The 19,157-nt window shown below is 41.1% G+C and carries 18 protein-coding genes and 2 pseudogenes; all 20 read left to right on the top strand.

The annotated features are described in order from the left end of the window. The first annotated feature begins 333 nt into the window (after positions 1-333). The gene (locus V7K42_RS28355; RefSeq protein WP_334920987.1) at positions 334-765 is read left to right on the top strand and encodes a cupin domain-containing protein; all 432 of its coding nucleotides are present in this window, start codon (positions 334-336) and stop codon (positions 763-765) included. Between the two features lie 19 nt (positions 766-784). Further along, positions 785-1,294: an ester cyclase gene (locus tag V7K42_RS28350; RefSeq protein WP_334920985.1), complete on the top strand. Its 510-nt coding sequence runs from the start codon at positions 785-787 to the stop codon at positions 1,292-1,294. A 242-nt stretch (positions 1,295-1,536) separates the two neighbouring features. After that, on the top strand, positions 1,537-2,286 hold the full coding sequence (locus tag V7K42_RS28345; RefSeq protein ID WP_334920989.1) for an SDR family oxidoreductase: 750 nt from the start codon (positions 1,537-1,539) through the stop codon (positions 2,284-2,286). A gap of 261 nt (positions 2,287-2,547) precedes the next feature. Further along, positions 2,548-3,138: pseudogene (locus tag V7K42_RS28340) on the top strand (MOSC domain-containing protein). A 353-nt stretch (positions 3,139-3,491) separates the two neighbouring features. Continuing rightward, complete coding sequence (locus V7K42_RS28335) at positions 3,492-3,659, top strand: hypothetical protein (protein WP_334920983.1); 168 nt, start codon at positions 3,492-3,494, stop codon at positions 3,657-3,659. Between the two features lie 90 nt (positions 3,660-3,749). Next, positions 3,750-4,790 (top strand): alpha/beta hydrolase, encoded by a 1,041-nt coding sequence (locus V7K42_RS28330; protein ID WP_334920982.1) that lies wholly within the window; start codon positions 3,750-3,752, stop codon positions 4,788-4,790. A 256-nt stretch (positions 4,791-5,046) separates the two neighbouring features. Continuing rightward, positions 5,047-5,190 (top strand): DUF6130 family protein, encoded by a 144-nt coding sequence (locus V7K42_RS29060; RefSeq protein WP_442938645.1) that lies wholly within the window; start codon positions 5,047-5,049, stop codon positions 5,188-5,190. A gap of 287 nt (positions 5,191-5,477) precedes the next feature. Beyond that, positions 5,478-5,603: a DUF1348 family protein gene (locus tag V7K42_RS29055; RefSeq protein WP_442938644.1), complete on the top strand. Its 126-nt coding sequence runs from the start codon at positions 5,478-5,480 to the stop codon at positions 5,601-5,603. 50 nt (positions 5,604-5,653) lie between these two features. Further along, positions 5,654-6,019 carry a hypothetical protein gene (locus V7K42_RS28325; protein ID WP_334920980.1) on the top strand — a complete coding sequence of 122 codons (366 nt, stop codon included), beginning with the start codon at positions 5,654-5,656 and terminating at the stop codon, positions 6,017-6,019. Positions 6,020-6,180: 161 nt separating this feature from the next. Beyond that, positions 6,181-7,575, top strand: coding sequence for a mercuric reductase (locus V7K42_RS28320; protein ID WP_334920978.1), 1,395 nt, complete (start codon positions 6,181-6,183; stop codon positions 7,573-7,575). A gap of 74 nt (positions 7,576-7,649) precedes the next feature. After that, positions 7,650-8,600, top strand: coding sequence for an L-lactate dehydrogenase (locus V7K42_RS28315; RefSeq protein ID WP_334920976.1), 951 nt, complete (start codon positions 7,650-7,652; stop codon positions 8,598-8,600). 299 nt (positions 8,601-8,899) lie between these two features. After that, positions 8,900-9,248 (top strand): annotated as a pseudogene (locus tag V7K42_RS28310) (ISLre2 family transposase); the annotation flags it as partial. 1,213 nt (positions 9,249-10,461) lie between these two features. Then, a complete protein-coding gene (locus V7K42_RS28305; RefSeq protein WP_334920974.1) occupies positions 10,462-11,673 on the top strand; it encodes a glycosyltransferase in 1,212 nt (403 codons plus the stop codon). Continuing rightward, positions 11,670-12,797, top strand: a complete 1,128-nt coding sequence (locus V7K42_RS28300; protein ID WP_334920972.1) for a glycosyltransferase — start codon at positions 11,670-11,672, stop codon at positions 12,795-12,797. The genes V7K42_RS28305 and V7K42_RS28300 overlap by 4 nt, the downstream gene beginning before the upstream one ends. After that, positions 12,794-13,489 (top strand): class I SAM-dependent methyltransferase, encoded by a 696-nt coding sequence (locus V7K42_RS28295; protein ID WP_334920970.1) that lies wholly within the window; start codon positions 12,794-12,796, stop codon positions 13,487-13,489. Before V7K42_RS28300 ends, V7K42_RS28295 begins: the two co-directional genes overlap by 4 nt. A gap of 286 nt (positions 13,490-13,775) precedes the next feature. Continuing rightward, positions 13,776-15,149, top strand: coding sequence for a hypothetical protein (locus V7K42_RS28290; protein WP_334920968.1), 1,374 nt, complete (start codon positions 13,776-13,778; stop codon positions 15,147-15,149). Continuing rightward, a complete protein-coding gene (locus V7K42_RS28285) occupies positions 15,146-16,285 on the top strand; it encodes a glycosyltransferase family 4 protein (RefSeq protein ID WP_334920966.1) in 1,140 nt (379 codons plus the stop codon). The genes V7K42_RS28290 and V7K42_RS28285 overlap by 4 nt, the downstream gene beginning before the upstream one ends. 14 nt (positions 16,286-16,299) lie before the next feature. Further along, a complete protein-coding gene (locus V7K42_RS28280) occupies positions 16,300-17,082 on the top strand; it encodes an FkbM family methyltransferase (protein WP_334920964.1) in 783 nt (260 codons plus the stop codon). Between the two features lie 108 nt (positions 17,083-17,190). After that, positions 17,191-18,360 (top strand): glycosyltransferase family 4 protein, encoded by a 1,170-nt coding sequence (locus V7K42_RS28275; RefSeq protein ID WP_334920962.1) that lies wholly within the window; start codon positions 17,191-17,193, stop codon positions 18,358-18,360. 5 nt (positions 18,361-18,365) lie between these two features. Next, positions 18,366-19,157: acyltransferase family protein (locus V7K42_RS28270; protein WP_334920960.1), on the top strand; the 792-nt coding region annotated here is incomplete at its 3' end.

Genomic DNA, 19,157 nt, shown 5'->3' with positions numbered 1-19,157 from the left:
AACCCTGAACTTCAACGATTTATGGCTAAACGGATTGGTGCTAAGACAACCGAAGTTAACTCCAGTCATGTTCCTTTTATCTCTCATCCAAAAGAGGTTGCCAAAGTGATTGAAGCGGCAAGCACTGCGGTGAAGTAATCCCAATTTTAACAAAAGCAGTTTCTCGGTACATACAAATAGAACAGACCTAATTATTGACTCTAGGAGATTTCCCCATCCAATTGCACCCAACACCCTGTTTGTTTTATCTGATCTGCAAGCTTGAGCGTTCAATCTCTTAGAGAGGTTTTCTGCGATTCATAACACAATTCATTCATTAGAAGGAGTACTTCCATGACAAAATCATTTTGGCTTCTTAATAACTACCTTACTATCGTCGCCGATCACACCACAACAGACGGTAAATATGACTTGATTGAGGGTTATTTCCCTCCTGGTGCACAGACTCCACCCCATCGCCATACACGCTATTCAGAACAACTCTATGTGTTGGAAGGAGAGTTCACTGTCTGGGTTGGTAAGAATAAGGTTGTGCTAGGCGCAGGTGAAAGTGCCTTCATTCCGATGGGTATACCCCATGTTGTTGCTGCACTCAGTGACCAACCAGCTCGCGGGTTAGTCGTTGCTTCGCCCAGTGCCTTTGCTCGCCTCATTGAAGCAACAGGGACGTTAAACCAGGATGAGGCACCTGACATGGAATTGTTCACTCGTATATCTACCGAAATTGGCGACGAAATTCTGGGTGCACCTGGAGATATCCCTTAGAGATTAGAACAATCACCCTTTGCCCGACGAACCATGCTATGTTGCCAGGCTGGATATTAACGAAGGAGGAACTGAAATGGCCACGAACAATGAGCAAGCAATTCGCCACCTCTACCATGTGGCAGAAGCTGAGTACGAGGATCTGAAGGATTTTGTTGCCTGTTTCACAGAGGACGGAGAATTTGTCGATATGTCGTCGGGCATCATCTTTCGCGGCCTGGACGAGTTGTGGAAGCCAGTCGCTGTGATGTCGAAGGCTTTTCCCGATATGCATCGGGAAATCCACCACCTGCACGTCGTGGGTGATGTTGTCATCGTCGAGCTGACATTGCAGGGAACGCACACAGGGCCACTTACCTTGCCTATCGGTACCATCCCCGCCTCAGGCAAGACGATGCACGCGCCGTGCTGCGATATATTTAGGCTCGTAAACGGGAAAGTCAAGTTGTTCGATTGCTACAACGAAATGTCAGTCATCTTGGCTCAGCTCGGCGTGCTATCGAATCTACAGGGCGCGTCGGTGCCTTGATAGACATCGGTTGTGCTTCAGAAAAACGTGGGGTAAGAAACCAAATCATCCCAAGACTAGCAATAAGTGGCTAATCCTGCCCGTTGAGCCTTTGTCGTTTGTTGTTATTTAATTCTCATTCCTAAGTGCAGATATAGCGCGTCTCACTTTTATTCCTTACACCCACACCCTGACCGTACTGCACTCAACAGAAAATCTTCAATGATTCACACAAACCCAAAATTCCCATGAGGTCTAATCCTATGAAAAAACTAGAAGGAAAAGTCGCTCTTGTCACTGGCGGTAACAGCGGCATCGGTCTTGCCACAGCTAAGCGCTTTGTCGCTGAAGGTGCCTATGTCTTCATCACGGGTCGTCGCCAAACTGAATTGGATGCTGCTGTAGAAGCCATTGGTAAAAACGTCACGGCTGTGCAGAGCGATGTTTCTAATCTGGCAGACCTCGATCGCCTGTTCGCTACGATCAAGCAAGAGCAAGGACATCTTGATGTGATATTTGCCAATGCTGGTGGTGGAGAAATTGCCCCACTCGGATCAATCACTGAAGAACATTTTGACAAAACATTCAACATCAACGTCAAAGGGGTGCTGTTCACCGTACAGAAGGCGCTGCCTCTGCTGCCAGAGGGTGCTTCGATCATTCTAAACGCTTCGACCACTTCTACCGTCGCTACACCAGCATTCAGCGTTTATAGCGCAACCAAAGCCGCCGTGCGATCGTTTGCCCGGAATTGGATACTCGACCTCAAAGAGCGCAAGATTCGGGTGAATGCTATCAGCCCTGGTGTCGTGCCTACTGCTGGCTACAATCTCCTGGGACTAAGTGATGAGCAGGTGCAGGAATTCGTGGATAGTCAAGCTGTCAACATTCCATTAGGGCGAGTCGGCACACCCGATGAGATTGCCAAAGCCGTTGTTTTCCTAGCTTCAGACGACAGCAGTTTTGTGAACGGCATTGAGTTGTTTGTCGATGGCGGTATGGCACAGATTTGAAGTACCCTAAAAATATCCATCACCAAATTGACTTTTCACTTTTGATGGTTTCCCAAGCCCTGATTTCTCCGTTAACTATTTTCATTAACTCAGAGTTATTGAGAATGAGCCTGTGGAAAAAGCCACGCTTTTTGGGGGATTGAAGACTTCCCGTGAAAAATCGGCTCTCTCTCCAATGATTTGGTCAAAAACATTGTGGTCATTACACCTTTAATCAATCAAGCACTCCAATAAACATCTCATGTTGGCTGCCCTAATTGAATGCAATCCAAAACTTTGGAGCTAAAAATGAAACTCATCTCTGTCAACGTAGGACTTCCACGTGAAGTAATCTGGAAAGGAAAAACAGTTAGCACTGGAATTTTTAAAGAGCCAGTTAGCGAACGGGTGAGAGTGCGATCGCTCAATTTAGACGGCGATCGGCAAGCGGATCTCACTGTTCATGGTGGAGTTGACAAAGCTGTATATGTCTATCCTTTTGAGCATTATAATTACTGGCGAAACGAATTGCCTGACACAGAGCTAACACTCGGTATCTTTGGTGAAAATTTCACAGTCACAGGATTGAAAGAAGAAGAGCTGAACATTGGCATTCACGAAGTGTGCGCGATCGCGCTCTCGCTTTAAAATCGGTAGTGTGGAACTAATGGTGACTCAACCGCGCTTACCTGTTACAAACTAGGGATTCGCTTTGGGCGATCGGATATGGTGAAACGATTTCTTGCCAGTCGTCGCACCGGATTTTACTTTCGGGTTTTGCAAGAGGGCGAAGTTGGAGTCGGAGACACTTTAGAGTTGGTGAGTCGAGATACTAACAATAGGGAGCAACGCGAAAAAGTGAGATCCTCGTGAAATAGGCTCTTGAGGCAGGGGGAGCAGGGGGAGCAGGGGGAGTAAAGAGGCATTTTTAGTATTTTTTACTACCGAAACCGACTGCTTCTACACTTATTTCTTTCTCTTCCCCTGCCTCCCCTGCCTCCCCTGCTTACCCATCTCACAAAATCGCATTGCTCCCCTAACAATATTACTGTTGTTAATATCATTCAGCTTTATGTTCGTGAGCGAAACAATCCAGAGTTACTGCATCGTGCAGCTTAACTTGAAGCGTTACCCGAAGGCTGGCGGGACTACTTTCAGGAGCAGATTCGTCGTCAGGATGTGAGATAGATTAACCTGTCGTAAAAGCTTATCCCTACCAGGGTGACTTGAAAGACATTAAGTTCCATCTACTCGATACCGGACATTTTGCCCTGGAAAAGGATGGGGAAGCGATCTGCGCTTCGCAGCAGCGCTTCGCTATCGCAGACCATATTCGTCGCTTTCTAACCACTCACGTTGTAGAGAATACCAAGCTAACCACTAGTAACAAATAGTTTTGGCTCTTAAACTATGTCGATAAAAAGTAATTGTCATTATACAATTACTACTTATCAAGCAGCAGCTTTAAATCAATTAACTTAACAGTGCCATCTCAACAGATTGTTTACAATTCATTAAAGGAGAATGTTATGGTTTCTCAAGCAAACTCGCAAGCAGCAAAAATTCTGGAAGTTGCGGATGATCCGCGTCTTTCAAAAGGAACGAAGGAATTTTTGCAAGTGCTGAATTCAGGGGGTGTGGCGCTGGAGAAACTCACAGCGCTCGTTGCACGTCAAGTTCTTGTAGATGCACAGGCTTCGGTTTCAGTAGACCTTTCAGGCATTGAAGAGTCTCAAAAGACGATTACTGCTGAGGGTTATTCAATTACCCTCAATATTGTACGACCTGAAGGGGTCAAAGGCACATTGCCTGTTTTCATCTTTATTCATGGTGGTGGTTGGGTGCTGGGTGATTACCCAACACACAAGCGCATGGTTCGCGATCTGGTTGTGCTTTCAGGGTTTGCAAGTGTCTTTGTCAACTACACTCGCACGCCAGATGCTCAATATCCACAGGCGATCAATGAGATTTATGCTGCGACCAAATGGGTTGCCGAGCATGGTGAGGAGATTGGGGTGGATGGTAAGAATCTGGCAGTCGTTGGCAACAGTGTCGGCGGTAACATGACAACTGTCACTGCTTTGAAGGCGAAAGAAAAAGGAGGGCCACACATCAAGCTGCAAATCCTCATGTGGCCCATTGTAGATGCGGATTTTGAAACGAATTCTTATCACGAATTTGGCGATCAGCGTTTTCTGACTGTACCAACGATGAAGTGGATGTATGACATGTACATCGCTGACCCAGAAAAGCGCAAAGACATTTATGCTTCTCCTCTACAGGCGACGGTTGAGCAACTCAAAGGCTTGCCTCCGGCGTTAATTGTGGTTGCAGAGAGCGATATCTTGCATGATGAGGGCACAGCCTATGGACGCAAGCTCGATGAAGCTGGGGTTGAGGTAACAACTGTGCAGTACAACGGTATGATTCATGACTTCGGACTACTGAATGGTTTAGCCGAGTTGCCAGAAACCCGTTCTCTATTTGTTCAAGCTGCTGCCCAATTGAAAAAATATCTGCAATAGGATGCGATTAATGTTTTTGGAGAAGGGAAAAGACGCTCTTCCATCGCTCCTCTGCTTACCGATTTAGCGTAGGGGAAAAGGGTAAAGCGACTGTGCTTTGTGCAATCGCCTCATTAATCAATCCAAAGAGTCAACCCTATGCTCAAAGCAATTAAACACAACCGCCGCCGCTTTCTCTTAACGGCGGCAGCAAGCATTTTCATAGAAATGGCACTCATGAGTACCGCACACGCAAGCTTCGACAAGCCCAAACGATCTGAATTTAGGTTTACTCATTATCCTGGTCGGACTGGAACCTGGTCTGCACAAGGTGCTGATCGAACTAGCTGACCCCACGCACAAAGTAATCACCAGTGAAACTGTGAAGTTCACGCTGCCCGATCCTAAAAAATCATCATGAAAAAACTAGACGGAAAAACCGCAATTGTGACGGCGGCATCTGGGGAAACGCTGCACATCGCAGATGGTATTTATTGAACTGTATCAAACTGCTTTTGAGGTAATTCGGTCGGCACGCACTTACAGCAGAATTCAGAATCCAGAAGTAAAACAGGATTCATACCTAACTTTACGACTTAGTTTATGTACTTCACCAACTTGAAATCTGCTGTAATTTTAATACAACCATGCTGAGACGTTGGCAAAGCCTCTCGGAACGAGAATCGCGATTCTACTGCTTACATAACTATGAACAACCCTGAAAATCCTCGACTACCCTTGCCGCCTTTCGATAATAAATCCGCTATCCAAAAAGCCCGAATCGCAGAGGATGCTTGGAACACACCTAACCCTGAAAGTCCTGTCTACAGATGAAGTTGTAGCAGCAATGGACTAATGTCAAACTCATCAATTTTACAACACTTATGAAAACATCCGCGTTACTTTTTGCTCTGCCAATAAGTATCTTAGCTAATTTTTCCTTACCTGCTTCTGCTGATTCTACTGCTGGTATCCTCCTAAGTACGAAATGCCGGGGCGGCTACAACGTAAATATTTGGCAGAATTATACTTCAGGTGAACTGCTTTATCGCGCCACTAGTCCCAACGGTAATTTAAGTTTGGGCAAAGGAACTAGCCAAGCGACAGAAGGTGTTCGAGTGTATAAGTTTCGGAGTGGAATTTATCAATATTGGGTGTGGGATGGCACGTTGGATAACCCGCAGTCTGGAACTTTAGAGGTGTATAAAAACAACCGTATCTTGATGAAGCAAACTTGTAGAAAAAGTTGAATCTTCTAGCAGGTGTTATGCACTTTTTGTCAACCCAGCTAGGGCAAGCATCTTGAGTTACGCTCGCCAAATACGTTATCGCTAAAACCCTCTTAGTCAGTTTTTTCTAAAATTCATAACACCTTCTATAAATCGTATTCACCTTATCAAACTCAAAGGATATGGAAGCGAACGCTCAACACTATGACGACATTATTATCGGCTGCGGCAAAGCGGGTAAAACACTTGCACCAGCGTTAGTCGCTGACGGACGTAAAACCGCTCTGGTTGAACGCAGTTTAAATATGATTGGTGGTGGGTGCATTAATATTGCCTGCATTCCTACTAAAACTATGGTGGCGAGTGCCAATGTAGCAAACACAGTGCGAAACAGTGCTGCTTATGGGGTTCAAAGCAACACACCCACCGTTAATTTAGCAGAGGTGATCCAACGCAAACGAGCGGTTGTGCAATCTGCGCGTGAAATGAACTTGCACAATTTAGAAACGGCTCTCCATAACAACTTGATTGTTGGCACAGCAAGGTTTGTTGCTCCCAAAACAATTGAAGTGACAACGGCTGACGGGAACACTCGCGTATTTACCGCCGAACGATTGTTTGTTAATACAGGTACACGACCATTAATTCCATCTGTACCCGGACTCACAGAAGCTGGATTTTTGACAAGTGAGTCAATTATGGAGCTAGAACACCTGCCTGAACACCTGATCGTTCTCGGTAATGGCTATATTGGTTTAGAGTTTGCCCAGATGTTTCGGCGCTTTGGCTCTGCCGTTACTGTCATTGGGCAAAGTGAGCAAATTCTGTCACAGCAAGATTCAGATATAGCGATCGCAGTTCAAACATTGCTGGAACAAGATGGTATTGAATTCTTGCTGAAGGCGAAGGTGTTGAGGGTTGATCGCACTGGTAATCAAACCATCCTGCAAATCCAAGTTGCTGATCGTGAAATCACCCTCCAGGGGTCGCATTTGCTCGTCGCCGTTGGTCGTGCGCCCAATACCGAGAGCTTAAATTTAGCTGCTGCTGGTGTGGCAACCGATACACGCGGATTTATTCAAGTCAACGATCGCTTAGAAACAAACATTCCGGGGATTTGGGCGTTAGGCGACATCAACGGCGGCCCGCAATACACTCATATATCGCTCGATGATTATCGCATTATCAAAGCTAATTTAATTGATGGAGGCGATCGCAGTACACGGGATCGATTGGTTCCATCGTGTTTATTCATCGATCCAGAACTGGCTCATGTGGGTTTGACTGAAACTGAAGCACAGCAACAAGGATATGCTATCCGCGTGGCGAAAGTGGATGCATCAACCGTTCCTAGAGCGAGAACACTCGGTCAAACTGATGGACTTCTAAAGGCGATCGTGGATGCAGATACGGGTCGTATTCTAGGGTGTTCCTTGTTGTGTCATGAAGCAGGTGAAGTGATTTCAACGGTGCAGATGGTGATGCAAGCTCAGATGCCTTACACCGTTCTGCGCGATGGTATTTTGACTCATCCCACGATGACCGAAGGGTTAAATATATTGTTTTCCAAGTTGTAAGGAGACAGCAATTGCAGACCCAAGGACTTACCAAATAAACGACATTTCACTCTTGAAGATAAAGTAGATATAGCATGATTAGTAAAACATCTAAAGTCGGTATTATTGGTGCAGGTAATGTAGGTGCAAACGTTGCAAATGCTTTAGTTTTACTCGGTAGATGTGTAAGAGTTGTCCTTTTTGACCGAACCTTATCAAAAGCTGAAGGACAAGTATGGGATATTGAAGACAGCATTCCTCTACTTAAAGAGATGGAGATTATACCATCAAATCAGTATGAAGATTTAGCTGATTCAGATATCATTATTGTGACTGTTGGGGTGCAGCCAAAACAAGGACAGACCCGATTAGATACATTGAGCGACAATGCAGAGATTATACGTTCGACAATCAAAGAATTGGATCGAGTTGCACCAAATTCAATCGTACTTATCGTTAGCAATCCAGTGGATGTACTCACGCGGATTGCAATCGCTACTTCCACCAGAGCAGAAAACCTAATTTTCGGTTCGGGAACCGTTCTTGATACTGCTAGACTGAGATATCAACTTGGAAAGCGACTGAATGTTGCAAAACAAGACGTTCATGCTTATGTGATTGGAGAGCATGGAGACAGTGAATTTGTCGTTTGGTCTAGTGCATTTATTGGGGGAATTCTGTTAACTGAATTTCCCATACCACAAGGAGCAACGCTAGAACAAATTCAGCAAGAGTACACACAGTTAACTCGTAAACGAGGCTATAACATTTTTGAACGCAAAGGAAATACAAGCTATGGTATATCAACAGTAGTTTGTCAGTTAGTTGATACCATCCTGCGAGATGAAAAGCAGATATTTCCAATATCGACCAGAGCAGATTCTAACTATGGAGTTGGCAGTGAAGTTGTTCTTGGACTTCCATGTATCATTGGCTCAACAGGTATTGAGCGCCAACTGCTGTTATCAAGAAATGCTCATGAACAACGCTTATTAAAAGAATCAGCAACTAAACTCAATGAAGCCTATAATTCTTTGCATAATTAAAATCAATTGGGTGCGGCTCTTTTAAAAATACAGTATCCTGAATAATGGTAATTTAGGAGATGCTTGTCGAACAAAGGTATTGAACAAATTACTAGTTCTCAAACAAGCTCCAAAAACTACCAAAGTTAGGGGATAGACAAGAGGATATACAAGCAATAGTCGGTGATTGTTTTGGTACTGGAGTTTAGACTATGGCAGCAAGAAAAGACTCAGCTAGGCTGAGTTGAAAAGAAACAGACTTCAGATATGAAAATCTACAGTATTAAGTAGATTCTGATTGCTCTTTGCGGGGCTTGGTTGTTGCCCAATATGGTGCAATCGCTGGCTCTTTTGAAGCTGCACGTAGAATCCTAATTGATTGGGGAATAAATCCACCGCTTAAAACGAATAGAACGACTAACATATTATTTTGGTCAACTGGGGATAGATTTACGTAATAACAAGTTAAATGATTTAAAATCTGGTAATTTATCTAACTTAAATACTCTTCAAAATCAACGTGTTGTAATTGCTGTGGATGGTGGGCGTACACGTATTCGCATACCTAAAAAAGGCAGACGTAGGGTTAAAACTAATCGTAGAGGCTTTACAGGAGAATGGATTGAGCCTAAGCTATTAACTATTTACGTAGTGAATGAGCAAGGTAAAATTCCTTATTTAAGTGATTTTATAGTGTAATTGATACTAAATATCAAAACTGATTGCAGATATTTTTGGAAATAATCGTCAAATGACCTGCTAGTAATCTTTTTGAGATATCTCATCAAGATGAATTCTCCTGTGAGACAGGATTTTTGGATGTAAATAAAATTACTCTGTACTTAAATATCATTTTTAGCGTAGGCGCAGCCCGCCGAAGGCATCGCACCTTTTTGCCTGACCTCACCAAATCGCGTTGCTCCCTAAGCATGGTTAAATATTTCCGAAAGCCAGTCTCCAGACTGGATTTGTCCGCTTTTCCTGCACCCTCACAGACATTAGTGCAATTACCTTAACCTTTCACAGATGCTTATTCCCAGGCTCATCCGCACTGTTGAGCAATGCTTTACAGTATTTTTTTTAATTAACCACACCAGGCACTCAGTATCAATTACTGCGGCTTAACCATCAGAAAACATCTGTAACTGCTCATCTTTCCACCCACTCTTGCAATTTCTACTGAGACTACTAATAGCACCCTAGAAAAATTACTGAGTTCGAGATGGGTAAGTTCAGTAAAAGCGTAGAGCTACAGATGACACCTTTTTTGAGGTCATTGATTGCTAAAAGGATTACTGAGTTCAGGATGAGCGAGTTCATTAAACGCGTAGAGCTACGAATTACAAAGTAACTTGGTGTCATTAAATTAGAGAAACGGGCATGACTGAAAAGCAAAAAGTTTGAGAGCATTGCACTAAATTCATCTCGTGCATCAGCCATTTCTGGAACACCATTAAACACGCATTCTATTATACTCAAAACGGCTAAACTGAACTGAAAAAATATGCTTTAAGCTTTGATAAATAACGTTTTTAAGTTATTCAAAAGGAAAGCTAAAAAACGTTTTGAAAATAAAAATCAACTTTTATAAGTCATAAATTTATGTTGGACAAAATACCTAACACGATTGCATTGAACTGATACCATGCTTGAGTCGATTGATATGAATTGTGCCATTAGAAAAGTTTTTTAAAATAAAATTCAGGAGTTAGGAGCCAGAATTCAGAATGAATTTTGAACGAAAAAGGTGGATAAATAAAGAGCTTCAAGACACTCGCTAAACAAAGGCTTAGCGATCTGTAATCAGTAGCGGATCTGAATCTATCACTAATTGATTCTAAATTGTTCTTCAATAAATATAGCTAAAACACATTTAATTTAGATGCTGAAAACACTAAACTACCGGATAGTTCATTTGTCTAAATATTATCCTCCAGACCGAGGAGGTATTGAAACACACGTTCAAACTCTGGCTCGATCTCAAGCAGCTTTGGGTGCAGAAGTCCATGTAGTTTGTGTAAATGAGTTTGACAAGCAAAGACCTTTATTTACTAAAACTAAGACAGTTAATGAGATGGATTGCGGTGTACACGTTACACGACTTGGTCGCCTTTTATCATTTGCGCGATTTGATTTCTGTCCAGAAGTTCTCAGCCAACTTTCCCAATTGCTTAACGAACCAAATACCTTACTTCATCTTCATACCCCTAATCCAACAATGCTCTTGGCTTTAACTATGCTACGCAGGCACGTACCTTTAGTAATTACACACCATAGTGATGTTATTAAGCAAAAAATTTTAAAGTATGTATTACGTCCTTTTGAATATCTAATTTATAGTGAAAGTTCCCGAATCTTAACAACTAGCTTGCAATATATTCAAGGCTCAAGGTTTTTGCAGTTGTATCGCCATAAGTTGAATAATCTACCTCTTGGAATAGACTTTAAAAATTATAGTAAACCCAACAAGAAAGCAGTGAATTTTACTTCTTATTTGAAGGAAAAGTATGGAGAATTAATCTGGCTAACAGTTGGTAGACTAGTCTATTACAAAGGATTGCATATAGCAATTGAAGCCTTAACTCTGGTACCAGGGATACTGATTATAATTGGTGTTGGTCCTCTAGAACAAGAACTGAAGACTCTAGCGGAAAAACTGGGAGTAAGCGATCGCATTGTCTGGTTAGGTCATGTGAGTGAAGATGAGCTTATAGGTGCTTATCATGCTGCGACAGCTCTTTGGTTTCCTTCTAACGTACGCAGTGAAGGATTTGGGTTAGTTCAAGTCGAATCTATGGCGAGTAGTTGTCCTGTCATCAATGCCAATATTCCTGGTAGTGGTGTCCCTTGGGTCAGCCGACATGAACAGGAAGGACTGACTATACCAATTAATAACCCAGTTGCTTTAGCTAAAGCAGCGAAACGTCTGCTCTACGAGCCTGGTCTACGTAACCGATTGGCAACGGCTTCCCGCAAACGGTCTGAGTATTTTAACCATCTAACTATGGCTCAACGAAGTTTTAAATTCTATGAAGAAGTTTTGAGCGAACAGTGGAACTATACAGGTATACAAAAACCAGTAAATTTGCTATGAAACTTTTGCATATTTATGCAGGAAACCTATTTGGCGGGATAGAAACGCTATTGGTAACACTGGCAAAAGAGCGAAGTTTATGTGTCCAGATGCAGCCCCACTTCGCTTTGTGTTTTGAGGGTAGATTAGCAAATGAACTGCGAAGCTTGAATGTAAACGTTCATCTGCTGGGCAACGTGCGAGTTAGTCGTCCTTGGACGGTATGGAGAGCTAGGTTGCAACTCGAGCAACTATTGAGGCAAGAGCAATTCGACGTTGTGATTTGTCATTCTTGCTGGCCGCAAGTGATTTTTGGTTCAGTTGTCAGAGCTAACCGTCTACCACTCATCTTTTGGTGTCACGATCTGCCTAATAGCAAGCATCCTTTAGAGGAATGGGCTAAACAGGTTCCACCAGACTTGGTAATTGCCAATAGCCGTTACACTCAAGCTGGCATACCAAAACTCTATCCTAAAATTGACAGCGAAACTCTTTATCTACCAGTAACCTGTGCAAATATTGGCAATAATACCTCGATTCGCCACGTTGTGAGATCCGAACTCAATACACCTGATGATGCGATAGTTATTGTCCAGGCATCTCGCCTAGAGCGGTGGAAGGGACAAAGTATGTTACTCTCTGCTTTGGCACAGTTGCGCCACATACCAGGTTGGATATATTGGTTAGCTGGGGGAGTGCAACGCTCTCATGAAGCTCTATATCTGCAAGAGCTGGAGATGCAAGTGCAACAACTCGGTATTACCGAACAAGTGCGCTTTTTAGGACAACGGGCTGATGTGCCGCGTCTGTTTGCTGCTGCTGATATTCACTGTCAACCTAATACTGGCGCAGAACCATTTGGGATTGCTTTTATAGAAGCCCTTTATGCTGGCTTACCAATAGTGACGACAGCTATGGGCGGAGTAGTGGAAATCATTGATGATTCTTGCGGGCGCTTGGTTGCACCAAATGATATCGATGCCTTGAGTAAAATTTTAGGGTCGCTAATCAGCAATCCTAGTGAAAGAGTAACTCTGGCGGCTGGGGGAAAATTACGTGCAGAGCATTTCTGCAATCCTCTAAACCAACTAACTCGGCTTTACAATATTCTCTCTAAAGTTGTTGAAAATAAGGCTGTGGCATGATTTTATCTACTGACAATAAAAAAATAGCACAAGTTGATGTTGAAAACCGAGCGCGACAAAGCCTCGGTACTAGTAGCGAGTTTGTTTACCAAATGGTATCTCGAACGTTAGTACAACCACATCTTGGTGGGGTACTCGTAGATGTTGGTTGTGGTAATGGTAAGCTCTGGTCATTTGTGGGCGATCGCTTCGACTACTATGTTGGTGTGGATGCTGTGCATTATACTGATTTACCAATACAGACAAAATTTATTCCCTTTAATTTAGATATTGCTAAAGTACCTTTGCCAGAAGGATATGCTGATGTGGTGTGTGCGGTTGAAATTATTGAACACTTAGAAAACCCACGGGCTTTTATACGAGAACTAGTCAAGTTAACCAAGCCCGGAGGATTAGTGATTGTCACCACGCCTAATCAGTTGAGTTTACTCAGTAAGTTAACTTTAATACTAAAAAATCAGTTCAACGCCTTTCAGGAAGCAGCAGGTCTTTATCCCACACATATAACTGCATTGTTGGAAGTTGATTTAATCCGAATATTTACGGAGTGCGGTTTAACTGAAGTTCAAATAGAATACAGCCATTGTGGTCGTATACCCTTTACATCGTGGCACTGGCCCAAAAGTCCAGGTTTTCATGGACGGGCATTTAGCGACAATATCCTCTGCATAGGGCAAAAACTGAAGATGTAACCATATATTGTCTAGATAAAGGTTAATATTATGGAACTTTTTAAAAGTTTGAAGCCGGAATCCTTTTATTAATAAAAGTTGCCTATCTAGGATAAAAACAACCAGAATACACACATTTATTAATTACAATATTGCACTTTATGAATGAGTACTTTAAATCATTTTAGGTTAATTCATGGCTTGCTACTATTCTTACAGATAGTACCTTTCAAGAAACTAAATTATAAGCTTTGATTTAAAAAAATAATTTAGTTTATTTATGATTTTCAATTATATAGATAGATTCATGATTATAAAAAAAAGCCAGACATTATCAAATTCTTCTATATGGACAAAACTCAACTGGACATGGGCGCACACTTTTATCCTGCTACAGTTTACTATTCAGATATTGCAGTTATTCCCACAAATCAATGTTATCCGAGTGCCGATGCGAATTACCTCCTTTGCCTTCGGAATATTTTTGTTAATGTGGTTGGGTTCAAAAGGTTCCAAACATCCCGCTACTAATCCAGCAATTGTAGTACTGGCAATCATGCTGTTACAGCTTTGCTTGCATCCCTACATGAATTCCATAACGGCAGGAATAGCTCAATGCGCTATGTATCTTGCTATTCTTAGTCCTCTCTTTTGGGCAAGAAGTTTAAAAATTACCCCTATTGGTTTTCAGAGCTTAATGTTTCTCATTTGGGGTATTCACACCCTGAGTGCCAGTTTTGGAGTCTTACAAGTATATTATCCAGGGAAATTTCAACCATTTCTGTCCACATTTATTCAGAACAGTATTTACGAGGGAGACAACTTATTGATCACTTTAGCTAATGGTGAACAGATTTATAGACCGATGGGGTTAACTGATACACCCGGAGGGGCAGCAACTGCTGGGTTTTATGCTCTTTTGTTTGGTATTGTGATTGCACTCAAACACAAAAGCCCAATTTTACGGATTGTTAGTATCGGTAGCGCTGCCCTTGGTCTGTTTTGCATTTATCTGACTCAAATCCGTTCTGTTTTAGTATTAGCTGCTGTTTCTATAGTTTTTTTAGCAATAGTGTTGATGAGGACGGGTCAAATTGCGCGTTTGACAGTGATGGTATCGGGTGTGACATCCTTATTTGCAGCTACATTTTTTTGGGCAATTGCGATTGGTGGAAAGTCGACACAGCAAAGATTATCTAGCTTGTTTACTGCTTCTCCTCAAGAGATTTACCAACAAAACCGGGGTGCTTTTTTGCAGACTACTATTGAGACCCTTCTGCCTCAGTATCCCTTGGGAGCAGGTTTGGGGCGTTGGGGAATGATAAATAATTATTTTGGCGATAATACTGACATGATGTCCCAGCCTATTTGGGTAGAAATCCAGTGGACAGGATGGCTGCTTGATGGGGGAGTACCATTGATACTTGCTTATATTGCTGCACTTTACTTAGCGTGTCAAACTGCTTGGAATATTGCAGCCAATCGCCAATTGGGTGACTTTGCACTCTGGGGTGGGTTGATTTTTGCCTACAACATCGGTGCTGTGGCGATTACTTTCAACTACCCTCTATTTATGAGTCAGGGCGGGATGGAGTTTTGGTTATTGAATGCCTTATTGTTTGTGACTGCTCGCAACAGCGAAATTGTGAATAACAAACTCTTAAAAACTATTCAAGTATGAAGTCTTATCTGTTGGTAACAGGTGATTTCGTCAGAACAGGTGGGATGGACAGAGCTAATTTTGCTTTAGCTGACTACTTAGCAAGGCAAGGGCAAGAGGTACATCTAGTAGCTCATCACGTAGCGAATGAGTTGTTAGCTTATCCCAATGTTAAATTTCATCAAGTACCCAAGATAGCCAAATCTTATTTATTTAGCAGTCCCTTAGTGAATAGAATGGGGTGTATTTTAGCGCAACGTCTGGCAAATGTAGAAGGAAGAGTGCTAGTAAATGGAGGTAACTGCCAATGGAAAGATATCAACTGGGTGCATTATGTTCATGCAGCTTACCGACCTCACAATTCAACTGGCTGGCTACATTGGTTGAAAGGTTCAGTCTCTCATCGACTCTTTTTGAAAACTGAACGACAAGCTTTAGAATCCGCGCGGATAATTATCGTTAATTCAGATAGGACAAAAAGAGATTTGATGGAGAGATTGGGGATTCCTGGGCAACGCCTCCACAAAGTTTACTATGGAATCGATCCACAAGTCTTTTATCCAGCTACACAAAAAGAGCGTCTAGCACTGCGTCAGCAACTAGGATGGCCTACTGACAAAGCAATCGTAGTATTTATTGGTGCTTTAGGCGATCGCCGTAAAGGATTCGATACGCTTTTTGGAGCTTGGCAACAGTTGTGTGCTTCACCAGATTGGAATGCTGAGTTGGTAGTAATTGGGGTTGGCGCAGAACTTACACTATGGCAACACCGTGCTACTGTTGCAGGCATCAGTTCCAGCATTCATTTCCTGGGCTTTCGTACTGATGTTCCGAATTTATTACAGGCAGCTGATTGCTTGGTTGCTCCTAGTCGTTATGAAGCTTATGGCTTGGGAGTACATGAAGCTCTCTGTTGTGGTTTACCAAGCATAATCAGCATCATGGCTGGAGTTGCAGAACGCTATCCCTTGCAGTTGAGAGAGTTGTTAATTCCTAATCCTGAGAACGCTGTTGATTTGGCAATGCGACTTCAAAATTGGCGGTGGAATAAAGAACATTACAGCCAATTAGTATCTTACCTTTCACAAGAATTACGAAGCTATAGTTGGGACGATATGGCAAAGTCTATTTTACAAAAAATTGAAATAATATACTAGGTTACTAAAATTTTATGAAATTAGAAGAAACATTAATTAAAATTTTTCCCAGACGATTTAGGCTCCCAATTAAATATCAATATCATAAAACTAGAAACCGATTAGAAAAAGAAATTTTTTACCTTGAACAGCTAGGAGGTACTCATAAACGGGCAATTGATATAGGGGCAAATGTAGGTATATATAGTTATGCACTTGCTCAAATATATGACCATGTCGAAGTTTTTGAACCTCAATCTTGGTGTACTGAAAATATACTATTTTATAGTCAAACATCTGCTTGTAATATTAGTGTCCACAACGTTGGTTTAGCTAATTTTAATGGTTCATTAAATTTACACGTTCCTACCAGTCTGGGTGATTACTCACAGTTAGTTAGGGGATTAGGTAGCTTAACTACTGGATTAGGTAGCTTCAGAGAGATAAAAGGTGAACAGATAAGTATTGATGTTCCAGTTCGCAAGCTTGATGACTATAAGTTTAAAGATGTTTCTTTTATGAAAATTGATGTTGAAGGTTATGAAACTAAAGTAATTGAAGGCGCTCGTAATACCATTCTTACAGAAAAACCTATAATTCTCATGGAAGTTGAACAAAAACATCTGAATGGTAAATCTATAGAAGATGTCTTTGAACAAATGTTTGATTTGGGATATGAATGCAGCTTTATATACAAAGCTTCTTTGACAGCAATAGTTGATTTTTATCAGAGTATAAAAGCTAAACAAAATAACTTTTTGGAAGTAGATTCTCAAGAAAGTTACATAAATAATTTTATTTTTAAGCCAACTTCCTAAATATAAAATACCCATGCCCTAGTTATTTATATGACCTAAATAATTTCACTAATAACTAGCGTGAATTACGACAAAAAAAACTTAACTTATATACTAAATAGGTAAGAAATGAAATTATTACGGATTCTGCTAGTTATGCCTGTACCACCGTTACCATTTGGTAGCGCGGTAGCTCGATGGTTTTATGTCTTATTTAAAGGTTTAGTTGAACATGGACATAGCGTGACTGCATTTGTTGCTTGTAAAAAATTAGAAGAGATTGCTGAAGTCAATACTCTCTTTCCGAAAACTGATTATGATTTACGCTGCTATCTCATCCTAAATAGGCAAGGAATAATAGCAAAGGCTGAAACTTTACAGCGTCCTTATTCCTATGTATTCAGTTCGGAATTACAACAAGATTTAGCTGTAGAACTTACTAAACCTTACGACATTCTTCATTTAGAAGATATTTGGAGTGGTTGGCTAGGAATTAAACATTTGAAACGAGCAGTAATTAATATTCATTATTTATTTTCATTAGACTGCGCCTTTGAATATAACAACTCTCTAGAAACTCGCTTTAGACGGTTTATCACCTATCGGGCGGAACAGAAATTGCTGAAGGCGTTTCCCAGAATAATTACATTATCAGAACGTTTAGCAAAGCATATTGTACAAATTAACTCTAAAGCTCAGATTCATACAGTTCCATTAGGAATTGAGTTGTCGTTCTATCCATTTGTTGAACAAAAGCAGATAAACCAGCAACCCGTAGTCGGGTTGATTGGTGGATTTAACTGGGCACCATCTTATTCTGCTGCTGAGAGACTTCTAACTCAGTTATGGCCAGAAATTAAACGCCGCGTTCCTAATGCCAGACTGCAAATTGTTGGGCGGTTTGCTAAAGATGCCCTTTCAGGATTTGCCCAGATAAAAGACTTAGAAATTTACCAGGATGTACCAGATACTTTACCCTACTTTGCTAATACAGATGTGATGTTATATGCACCTGTTGCAGGAAGCGGAATGAAAGTTAAAGTGATGGAAGCTTTTGCATTAGGTACACCAGTTGTAACTACATCTAATGGTATAGAAGGTATCCCAGCTTATGATGGGGTTCACGCTGGTATTTGCGAGGATAACCAAGGTCTGATTGAACGGACCGTAGAGTTACTGAATAACCCATCTTTGCAGCAGGAACGGCGATTAAAATCTAGAAAGTTGCTTGAAAGTTATTGTAGTCCACAAATAACAGTCGCGCAAATTGAACAAGTTTATCAGGCAATGGAAAAGTAACTTATATGGAAAACTCTTCAATATTTCAAGCATTAGGAAAACAAAGGATTGAACAGCTAGATGGATTAAGAGCTATTTGTGCTTTAGTAGTTCTAGTGACTCATTTAATTAATGGAGCCTATTGGTTTACAAGTAATATTGATTTTTCTCCATCATTATTTTTTAAGTCCATTGCTTCATTTGGGCATATTGCAGTGTTGATATTTTTTGTTCTATCTGGTTTTGTAATTGGTTATACTACTCCCCATAAATTTACATGGAAAGAAGCAAAAAACTATGTTATTAGAAGGTTAATTCGTCTCTATCCGATTTATTTATTTGCTTTGATTTTAACATTTATTTTTACAGAAAATACCTATAAACTATTAGATATTGTAGGTCATTTATTCTTCCTGCAAGGATGGTTAGTACCTGTGATTAAGAACAATCTTGCTTTGTGGTCACTTCACTATGAATTTATATTTTATTTATTATTTTTAATAATTTGGAATTTAAATATAAAAATTGATATAGCAATAGTTGTATGTATTATATCAGGCATATTTTCAGCTATTTTTAGATTTCATCCATTTGAAATATTAGGATATTTTACACTTTGGCTCAGTGGTCTTTGGTTAGCTCAAAACATAGAAAATTTAAAATTAATATCTAAACGTTTTATATCATATAGTTTTTTTTCTTCATGCCTTCTTCTGGGTGCTTTTTCCTCTCAAAATATATTTAAAATGGCTATTGATAAATATGGAACATCATCTTCTGTTCTTCCTGATATTCTTTTGACCACGCTGGTTACTTCA

It is taken from the genome of Nostoc sp., from assembly GCF_036917455.1.
Classification (GTDB): Bacteria; Cyanobacteriota; Cyanobacteriia; order Cyanobacteriales; family Nostocaceae; genus Nostoc.
The sequence above is the reverse complement of the archived record's forward strand: the minus strand, read 5'-3'. Positions and strand labels throughout refer to the sequence as shown.

Coding starts and splice junctions, on each gene's coding strand:
- V7K42_RS28355 (WP_334920987.1), top strand. CDS start 334: ATGACAAAATCATTTTGGCTTCTTAATAACTACCTTACTATCGTCGCC.
- V7K42_RS28345 (WP_334920989.1), top strand. CDS start 1,537: ATGAAAAAACTAGAAGGAAAAGTCGCTCTTGTCACTGGCGGTAACAGC.
- V7K42_RS29055 (WP_442938644.1), top strand. CDS start 5,478: ATGAACAACCCTGAAAATCCTCGACTACCCTTGCCGCCTTTCGATAAT.
- V7K42_RS28325 (WP_334920980.1), top strand. CDS start 5,654: ATGAAAACATCCGCGTTACTTTTTGCTCTGCCAATAAGTATCTTAGCT.
- V7K42_RS28320 (WP_334920978.1), top strand. CDS start 6,181: ATGGAAGCGAACGCTCAACACTATGACGACATTATTATCGGCTGCGGC.
- V7K42_RS28315 (WP_334920976.1), top strand. CDS start 7,650: ATGATTAGTAAAACATCTAAAGTCGGTATTATTGGTGCAGGTAATGTA.
- V7K42_RS28305 (WP_334920974.1), top strand. CDS start 10,462: ATGCTGAAAACACTAAACTACCGGATAGTTCATTTGTCTAAATATTAT.
- V7K42_RS28300 (WP_334920972.1), top strand. CDS start 11,670: ATGAAACTTTTGCATATTTATGCAGGAAACCTATTTGGCGGGATAGAA.
- V7K42_RS28295 (WP_334920970.1), top strand. CDS start 12,794: ATGATTTTATCTACTGACAATAAAAAAATAGCACAAGTTGATGTTGAA.
- V7K42_RS28290 (WP_334920968.1), top strand. CDS start 13,776: ATGATTATAAAAAAAAGCCAGACATTATCAAATTCTTCTATATGGACA.
- V7K42_RS28285 (WP_334920966.1), top strand. CDS start 15,146: ATGAAGTCTTATCTGTTGGTAACAGGTGATTTCGTCAGAACAGGTGGG.
- V7K42_RS28280 (WP_334920964.1), top strand. CDS start 16,300: ATGAAATTAGAAGAAACATTAATTAAAATTTTTCCCAGACGATTTAGG.
- V7K42_RS28275 (WP_334920962.1), top strand. CDS start 17,191: ATGAAATTATTACGGATTCTGCTAGTTATGCCTGTACCACCGTTACCA.